This window comes from Prosthecobacter sp. (genome assembly GCF_034366625.1).
Lineage (GTDB): Bacteria > Verrucomicrobiota > Verrucomicrobiia > Verrucomicrobiales > Verrucomicrobiaceae > Prosthecobacter.
This window is the reverse complement of sequence record NZ_JAXMIH010000014.1, coordinates 57,467-65,910: the sequence shown is the minus strand read 5'-3', so window position 1 is coordinate 65,910 and position 8,444 is coordinate 57,467. Positions and strand designations below refer to the sequence as shown.

6 protein-coding genes are annotated in these 8,444 nt (G+C 61.2%); 2 read left to right on the top strand and 4 right to left on the bottom strand.

The features are described 5' to 3' along the window. Positions 1-72 precede the first annotated feature (72 nt). On the bottom strand, positions 73-510 hold the full coding sequence (locus U1A53_RS16175) for a GAF domain-containing protein (protein WP_322282523.1): 438 nt from the start codon (positions 508-510) through the stop codon (positions 73-75). Positions 511-593: 83 nt separating this feature from the next. Between U1A53_RS16175 and U1A53_RS16170 the strand changes: the two genes are divergently transcribed. Both U1A53_RS16170 and U1A53_RS16165 read left to right on the top strand, forming a co-directional pair. Beyond that, positions 594-1,181: a hypothetical protein gene (locus U1A53_RS16170; protein WP_322282521.1), complete on the top strand. Its 588-nt coding sequence runs from the start codon at positions 594-596 to the stop codon at positions 1,179-1,181. A gap of 12 nt (positions 1,182-1,193) precedes the next feature. After that, on the top strand, positions 1,194-3,929 hold the full coding sequence (locus U1A53_RS16165; RefSeq protein ID WP_322282520.1) for a helicase-related protein: 2,736 nt from the start codon (positions 1,194-1,196) through the stop codon (positions 3,927-3,929). Positions 3,930-3,998: 69 nt separating this feature from the next. On the opposite strand, the gene U1A53_RS16160 is transcribed toward U1A53_RS16165, so the two are convergent. The 3 genes from U1A53_RS16160 to U1A53_RS16150 form a co-directional block, all read right to left on the bottom strand. Further along, a complete protein-coding gene (locus U1A53_RS16160) occupies positions 3,999-5,090 on the bottom strand; it encodes a DUF3592 domain-containing protein (protein WP_322282519.1) in 1,092 nt (363 codons plus the stop codon). A 157-nt stretch (positions 5,091-5,247) separates the two neighbouring features. Further along, positions 5,248-7,392: an ATP-dependent zinc metalloprotease FtsH gene (gene ftsH / locus U1A53_RS16155; protein WP_322282517.1), complete on the bottom strand. Its 2,145-nt coding sequence runs from the start codon at positions 7,390-7,392 to the stop codon at positions 5,248-5,250. A 123-nt stretch (positions 7,393-7,515) separates the two neighbouring features. Then, positions 7,516-8,379, bottom strand: coding sequence for a phosphoenolpyruvate hydrolase family protein (locus tag U1A53_RS16150; protein ID WP_322282516.1), 864 nt, complete (start codon positions 8,377-8,379; stop codon positions 7,516-7,518). Between the last annotated feature and the right edge of the window lie 65 nt (positions 8,380-8,444).

Here is an 8,444-nt window from a genome sequence, read left to right as displayed (position 1 = left end):
TCGGAATCCAGATTTAACAAAAAAGCCCGGTCCGCCTCTTGTGGCGCGACCGGGCTTTTTGATGCTCTTAGATCAACCCGGCAGCAGCCGGGCCGCGACGCCGCTGGCGACTCCCAGCAGCCGCTCCTTCTCCTCCACCGTAAAATCATACGGGACCAGCTTGCCGATGCCCAAGGTGCCGCATAGGCGGTTCCCATCCATCACCGGCACGGCCAGCGTGCCCTGCACCTGCGTTTGCTTGGCACCGGGCTTGGCCACACCAGAGGTGTCAGTCTGTAAATTGCACATCTCCACGGGCTCCCGCCGTTCGGCTGCCACGCCTGCGATGCCCTTGCCCACCGGGATCGACTGGATAATGGGCATCAGCGCCTCTGGAATGCCTTGATGGGCCACCAGCTTGAGGTGCTTGTCCGCTGGATCCAGCCGGTGCAGCGTGCCTGTCGTGCAGCCGAAATCGGCAATGGTTCGGGTGAGAAAATCAGCCCAGGAAAAATCAGTGGAGGAACTCATGGCGGAGAGAGGTTTGGGAATTGGGATTTATCGTTGTCGAGTCGGATTGTGGGCGTTATTCTCCGGCCATCTTCGTTTGTGTCATGAAATCCTGCTCTGCCTTTCTTGTCCTTCTTTGGCTGACATCTGCCTCCGCGCAGCCATCTGCTCCGGCCACCACGCCCATTTTGGCCAAGAGCACCTATCATCCCGACAACTCGCATTCCGAGACCATCGTGGACAAGACCACCAACGAACTCACCGAGGCCACCTACAACGCCGGCGGTGCCTTGATCAGCAAGAAACACTACCTTCTCAACGAGCGCGGTCTCCCCACCCAGGGCCACATCTACGACGGGCGCGGCAACCTCGTCGCCCGTTCCCAGGTGTACTTCGATGAATTCGGCCGCGCCAAGGAAATGCGCTCCTTCAATCTCCAGGGCCAGTGCTACCAGCAGGTGATCTACGAATACGGTGCCGACGGCAAAGCCAAGTCGCCCAAGGTCATCAACGTCAACCCCAACGCCGCCCCCTCCATCAAGCCCGGTGTCATCGACTTCACGCAAAGCACGCCAGCCCCCGGCCAGTATGCGCAACCACAAGTCCAGCAGGCACAGCCCCAGGCAGCCGCCCCCGAGCCACCCAAGAAAAAATCCTTCTTTGGCCGCCTCTTTGGCAAAAAGGACAAGTAGCGTCACGCCCGGATGGAATCCCCCGCACCCGGCCAGCGCTGGATCAGTCAAAGCGAGCCCGAACTCGGTCTCGGCATCGTCACGGCCGTGGAAGGCAGCTTCATCGACCTGCGCTTCCCCGCCGCAGGTGAAAAGCGCCGCTACGCACGCAACGGTGCTCCATTGCGCCGCGCCAGCTTCCACGCAGGCGACACCCTCACGCATCGCGACGGTTCAAAGCACTCCATCGACTCCGTCACCTCGCAGGACGGCGTTCTGACCTACCACTGCGGCCCCCGCAGCATCCCTGAGTCCGAACTCGCCGACACCCTCAGCCTTGGGGGCCCGCAGGAGCGCCTCCTCGCCGCGAACATCGACGATTTGCCCACCTTCGCCCTCCGTGCTGAAGCCGTCGAATGGCGCTGCCGCATGCAGGCCTCGCCCGTGCGCGGTTTCATCGGCGGTCGCGTCGATCCCATCCCGCATCAGATGTCCATTGCCGCCGATGTCACCGGTCGCCTCCTGCCGCGCGTTCTGCTCGCCGATGAAGTCGGCCTCGGCAAGACCATCGAAGCCGGCCTCATCCTGCATCGCCTTCACCTCACCGGCCGCGCCTCACGCATCCTCGTCCTCGTGCCCGACGCCTTGCCGCACCAGTGGTTCGTCGAACTCCTGCGCCGCTTCAATCTGATGTTCAGCCTCTTCGACGAAGAACGCTGCGCCGCCATCGAAGCCGGCGATCCCGAAGGCAATCCCTTCCTCGACAGCCAGATCGTGCTCTGCCCGCTGTCCTTGCTCAGCGGCTCGTCAAAGCGAGCGCAACAGGCCGCCGACGCCGGTTGGGATCTTCTAATTGTCGATGAAGCCCATCACCTCGAATGGACCGTCGAATCTCCCGGCATCGCCTATCAAGTCGTCGAAGCCATCGCTAGCCGCGTCCCCGGCGTCCTTCTCCTCACCGCCACCCCGCAGCAACTCGGTGCCGAAGGCCATTTCGCCCGCCTCCGTCTCCTCGATCCCGACCGCTATGGCGATCTGCACGAGTTCCTCGCCGAATCAGATCGCTACGAGCAAGTCGCTCGTGTGGTCGATCTCATCCTGCAAGGCGGCAGCATGAGCGAACAAGACCGCGAACTCTTCGCCAGTCACTCCCCACGAGTGCAGCAACACATCACGGAACTCACCGCAGGCGATGAATCCGCCCGCCAGCGTCTTGTCAGCGATCTCCTCGACGAATTTGGCACCGGACGCGTCATGTTTCGGAACACCCGTGCCGTCATCCAGGGCTTCCCGCCGCGCCAATGCCATACCCGGCTGCTTGGCATCGAGCCAAATTCGACTCCCGAAGATACGCTCATTCGCTGGCTCGCTGCCACTCTGCGTGAACTTGGCGAGGCCAAAGTCCTGCTCATCTGTCGCACGCGCAAACTCGCCGAAGACATCCACGAGCGCCTCCTGCGCGAGATCAACGTGCATGCCGTTCTATTCCACGAAGGTCTGAATTTGATGCAGCGCGACCGCCACGCCGCCGCCTTTGCCGATCCTGAAGGCGCACGCCTGCTCATATGCTCCGAAATCGGCAGTGAAGGCCGCAACTTCCAGTTCGCCCAGCATCTCGTGTTGTTTGATCTGCCGCGCGATCCTGAACTCCTCGAACAACGCATCGGCCGCCTCGATCGCATCGGCCAGAAAGGCACGATCAACATCCATGTGCCCTTCATTGCAGGTTCCGAAGGCGAAATCCTCGCCCGCTGGTATCACGAAGGCCTCGATGCCTTTGAACACAGCCTGCAAGGGGCCACGCAGCTCCTCCATAGCTTCGCCGCTGAAATAGAAGCCCTCTGCACCAGCTTTGACGCCGCCAAACTCGACGATCTCATCAAGCGCACCGCCAAACTGCGCCTCGAAGTGCGGAAGAAGCTCGAACGCGGCCACAACCGCCTCCTCGAACTCAACTCCTGCAAGCCACGTCTTGCCGCACGTCTGATTGAGCGAATCCGCGATGTCGATGCCGGTCTCGACTTCGAGCGCTTCTTCATCCGCCTGCTCGATCACTTCGGCATGCACGTCGAGGAGATGACCAACCGCACCTGGTTCATCCGTCCCGACAACCTCATCACCGACGCCTTGCCCGCGCTGCCCGATGAAGGCCTCACCTTCACCTTCGACCGCGAACGCGCCCTCTCCCGCGAGCACGAAGCCTTCCTCACCTGGGATCACCCGCTCGTGTGTGGTGCGCTTGATGTCCTGCTCGGCTCCCATGATGGCAACGCGGGTTTCGCTTTCTGGAAAGCCTCTGGTGGAGAAGGCTTGGTGCTTCAAGTCAGTTTCATCGCCGAATGCATCGCCCCGCCCGCGTTGCATGCCTCACGCTTCCTGCCAGCCACACCGATTCGCATCGCCATCGATCATCAAGGCCGTGATCTCACCGCCGATCCGGCCTTCACCCGCGCCAAACTCACTCCCGGCGATCCCACTCGCACCGTCGAAAACGAAACCGTCCGCCACAAGTTCCTGCCCACGATGCTCTGCAAGGCGCAGCAGCTCGCGGAGGCGCAACTCAAGGAACTGAAGGAACGGAGCCTCAAAGCCATGCGCAAACACCTCGATGAAGAGATTGCCCGGCTTGAGGATTTGCAGTCGCGCAATCCCCAGGTGCGGCCGGAGGAGATCCGTGCGTTGCAGGAGCAGCGCGAGGCTCTGGGTACTGTGATTGCCTCGACGGGGCTTAGGCTGGACGCTGCGCGGCTGGTAGTGCGGCTGAAGTGAGAGGCGGCCAAGCTTGCCGCCGCAGTACTAGACGCTGGATAGAGGTGCAGGCAGTCCTCCTTACACTCCCTACGCCCTCGGCCTCTTCAATCCCACCGCCACCATCCACAGTGCCCCCATCAACACCGAAATCGGAATCAGCAACCACACATGATGCCACTGCCACCTGGTTTCCAGCGTGGCTAGCCAGGGCTTCTGCGGATGGATCCAGGCGGTCAGTTCATGGCCGATGGGATGGGCGCGTACCAGGGCCTGCGCCTCCTGCTTCATCCCGCCGTCCACCTTGGAGGCATCGAAGTACCAGCGGTTGGAAAACCAGCGGCGACCGTTCTGCTCGTAGGAATATACGAGATGTACCATGTTGTAGATCATGTGGCTGCGCCTGCCCGAGCCGCGTTCTTCGGTGATGCCGTTCGCCTCCACCCGCGCAGGCACCGCGATGAGCTGGGAGCGGATGAACTGGCCGTGGATGGCATCCAGCACATGCTGCTCGTGCATCAAGTGGACGCCCAGCGCCAGCAGCCCCACTCCCGCGCCCACCAGCAGATGGCGGAAGAAAAGACGCTGACGCTCTGGGACGGACAGGCTCCGCAACCGGCGCGACGGCAGAAAGGTGCGCACCAGGAAGACAAAACTCACCAGCGCCAGCAGCCCACCACCTCCGATGAGCGAATACGGAAACCACAGGCGTGCGGCACGAAATGAGGCCTCGCTGGGATCGGCAGGATTGACGTAACAATATGCGGGCCCCCGGCGCGCGGCGTCGCCTTCCTCCTCGAAGTCGCGCAGGTCCACGATCCAGTCGGTGGCCTCGTCGTAGTTGGAGGAGGTGTGGGTCTTCCCGGCGAAGTCGTATTGATACGTCATCGTGGGCTGTACGCGGTCGCCGAAGGAGCTGCGCGAGATGTCCACGCTCCACGTCACAATGCGACAGGGCGTCTTCACCCACGCGTCCACCTTTTCATGCTTGGCACGCTGATGGTAGTACCCAGCGCTGACCAGCAGGATGCCTACACCCAGGCCCACGACGCCGAAAATACAGCGCACGAATTTCAGTCGCCAAGGCGCGAGAGACGGGGGCGATGCGGAGGTGTCCGGCTGCATGGTAGTGACCCTCGTGTGGCGGCTGCTCAGAGATCGCACGCCAGTCGGTCGTTGCATGGGGAGTTTTGCGGGCAGCCGTGAAAAAGCTGTCCGCGATGCAGGACGCTTCAGCGGGACGGAAGCGCTGTTTCGTCACCTCGCCTAGAGACCGGACCGAGCAGGCATGAAAAAGCCGGAGTCTTGCGACTCCGGCCTTGGGTGAATCATTGGAGCGTTAAGCGGGCACGCCGGTCAAACCGGGAGCCAGCCCGCCTTCATCCTCGTCTTCGCGCTGCACGGGACGTGGATCGGGAGCTTTGGGAAGGGGGGGCGGGGGCGGGGGCTTGCTCTTGTTTTCGGGCGGATTGATGAGGCGGCCGTGCTCCATGATTTCTTTGATGTGGGCACCGTCGAGGGTTTCATATTCGAGCAACGCGTGGGCGATGGCGTCGAGCTTGTCCTTGTACTTGAGGAGTATCTCCTTGGCCTGGGCGTAAGATTCGTCGATGAGACGTTTCACCTCCTCGTCGATCTTCTTGGCGGTGTCCTGGCTGTAGTTGCTGCTGCCACGGCCCATGAAGGCGGTGCTTTCATTTTCACCGTATTCGATCATGCCGAGCTTCGTGCTCATGCCCCAGGAGCAGACCATGCTGCGGGCGATGCGGGAGGCCATGCGGATGTCGCCGCTGGCGCCGTTGGTGACGTCGCCAAACTGGATTTCCTCGGCCACACGACCACCCATGGCGACAACGAGGTCGTCGATGAGTTCGCTTTTGCGGTCGTTGTGCTTGTCTTCCTCCGGCAACCACATGGTGGAGCCGAGTGAAGGGCCGCGGGGGATGATGGTGACTTTGTGCAGCGGATCGGTGTGCTCAAGAACCTCGATGAGGATGGCGTGACCGGCCTCATGATAAGCGGTGTTTTCCTTTTCCTTCTCGCTGAGGGCCATGCTGCGGCGTTCGCGGCCCCAGCGCACCTTGTCACGGGCTTCTTCCAACTCGGGATTGGTGATGGACTTCATGTTCTTGCGAGCGGCGAGCAGCGCGGCCTCGTTGAGCAAGTTGGCGAGTTCTGCACCGGAGAATCCGGGCGTGCCACGGGCGATCTTGGAAAGGTCGGCGCTATCGGCCAGCTTCACTTTCTTGGCATGTACGCGGAGGATTTCCTCGCGGCCTTTCACGTCGGGCAGATTGACGGTGACCTGACGGTCGAAGCGACCGGGGCGCAGCAAGGCGGGATCGAGCACGTCGGGACGGTTCGTGGCGGCGATGATGATGATGCCTTCCTGAGTGTCGAAGCCATCCATCTCAACGAGCAGCGCATTGAGCGTCTGTTCGCGTTCATCGTGACCACCGCCCATGCCGTGACCGCGATGACGACCGACGGCGTCGATTTCATCAATGAAGATTAGGCAGGGGGCGTTTTTCTTGCCCTGCTCGAACATGTCGCGCACGCGGCTGGCACCGACACCGACGAACATTTCGACGAAGTCCGAACCGCTGATGCTGAAGAACGGCACATCGGCCTCACCAGCGATGGCTTTTGCCAGCAGAGTCTTGCCGGTGCCGGGAGGGCCGGTCATGAGCACGCCCTTGGGGATCTTGCCACCGAGGCGCTGGAACTTCTTCGGATCCTTGAGGAACTCGACGATTTCCTGCACTTCTTCCTTCGCTTCTTCCACACCGGCCACATCCTTGAAGGTGACCTTGTTGCGATCTTGCGCGAGCATCTTGGCCTTGCTCTTGCCAAAGCTCATCGCCCCACGACCGGCGCTGCGGAGCTGCTGGCGCACGAGGAAGTAGAAGAACGCGAGGATGATCAGCAGTGGCAGCAGGAAGCCGAGCAGTGAGGACCACATCTCGTTTTCATAGACCGGGATAAGCACCAAGTTGTGCGCTTTGAGGAGATCCCGCAGCTCCTCTTTTTGGAACTCGATGTTCACGGCGACGGAGAACGGCTTGGAATCGCCCTTACCAGCGCCGAAGGCTGGTGTTTTGCCGGTAGCGTCCTTGACGGGTTCAGAAAGGACCGGTTTGCTCAAATCAGGCGCGGGAACCTCGGGTTCACCCGCTTTGCCAGCCGAGGCCTTGATGGCAGGCGACGGGAAATAATAACCACGGATGGTCTGCTCGGAGGTGGTGTCGAGATTGACGAGTTCGAGTTTTTTGCTGGCGTCAATATTGCCGGCTTCGACCTCGATTTTGAATTCGGCGTAGTTGAAGACTTTGCGGCTGCCGGCCATCCCCTTGTTCATCATGAAGCCCGAGATCAGCAGGGTGATCGCGAGCGCGAAGAGCATGAAACCGCGCCAGTTGAACTGCGGATCTTGATTGCGGCGGTTTGGGCCCTCGGGGCGGTTGTTGAAGGGGTCGTCGGACATGAGCGGGGGTGTTACAGCTTAGTAACGCGAGTCCGAGCATACATGCCGGTAATTTTTTTGCAAAATGCGATTCCAGCGGGCCTAAGCAGCCTTAAACCGGCCTTTACAGCGACAGGGAAGGGGTCATCGACCCAGTGGCACGCGCTTGAATTCCCGCGTCAGACTCGTCAGTGAATCCTCCACGCCCATGCGCTCCAGGCTGCTGGCGCCGACGAAGCCGTCCGCGGTGGTCTTGCTGAGGATGTATTCCGCGTCCTTCGGCGTGTTGATGGGGCCGCCATGGGTGAGGGTGAAGACATTCGGGTTCACGCTCTTCGCGGCATCAATGATGTCCTGCGTCACTTTGACCGTGTGATCCCAGCTTACCACGGCGTTGGTCACGCCGATGCTGCCGCCGACAGTCGTGCCGACATGCGCGATGATCGCGTCCGCGCCGTTTTTGGCCATCTTGATCGCTTCTTCCGGCGTCGCCACATAGACGATGCTGAACAGGTCCATGCGTGTGGCCAGGCCGACCATCTCAAATTCCTTCTCCACGCTCATGCCGGTTTCTTCCAGCACACCACGGAAGTGACCGTCCACGATGGTGTGAGTGGGAAAGTTGTTCACCCCGCTGAAGCCCATCTCCTTGACCTTGCCCAGCCAGTGCCACATGCGGCGGCGGGGGTCGGTGGCATGCACGCCGCAGATGACCGGGATTTCTTTGACCACCGGCAGCACTTCATACTCGCCGATCTCCATGGCGATGGCGTTCGCATCTCCATAAGCCATGAGGCCGCAGGTGCTGCCGTGCCCCATCATGCGGAAGCGACCGCTGTTGTAAATGATGATCAAATCCGCACCGCCCTTCTCGATGAACTTCGCGCTGATGCCCGTGCCCGCGCCCGCCGCGATGATCGGCTCGCCTTTCGCCAGCGTCGCCTTCAGGCGATCAACGACTTCTTGCTTCGTGTAGGGATTTCCGATTCCGGTCCAGGGATTGGGCATGGCGTTAGGTTGGGTTGACGGTGGTTTACGATCGTTGACGGTGGATGACAGTGGTTTGAAACCAT

Bases quoted from the DNA above. Each gene is read 5' to 3' on its own strand.
- U1A53_RS16175 (WP_322282523.1), bottom strand. From the start codon at position 510: ATGAGTTCCTCCACTGATTTTTCCTGGGCTGATTTTCTCACCCGAACC.
- ftsH (WP_322282517.1), bottom strand. From the start codon at position 7,392: ATGTCCGACGACCCCTTCAACAACCGCCCCGAGGGCCCAAACCGCCGC.
- U1A53_RS16150 (WP_322282516.1), bottom strand. From the start codon at position 8,379: ATGCCCAATCCCTGGACCGGAATCGGAAATCCCTACACGAAGCAAGAA.
- U1A53_RS16160 (WP_322282519.1), bottom strand. From the start codon at position 5,090: ATGCAACGACCGACTGGCGTGCGATCTCTGAGCAGCCGCCACACGAGG.
- U1A53_RS16165 (WP_322282520.1), top strand. From the start codon at position 1,194: ATGGAATCCCCCGCACCCGGCCAGCGCTGGATCAGTCAAAGCGAGCCC.
- U1A53_RS16170 (WP_322282521.1), top strand. From the start codon at position 594: ATGAAATCCTGCTCTGCCTTTCTTGTCCTTCTTTGGCTGACATCTGCC.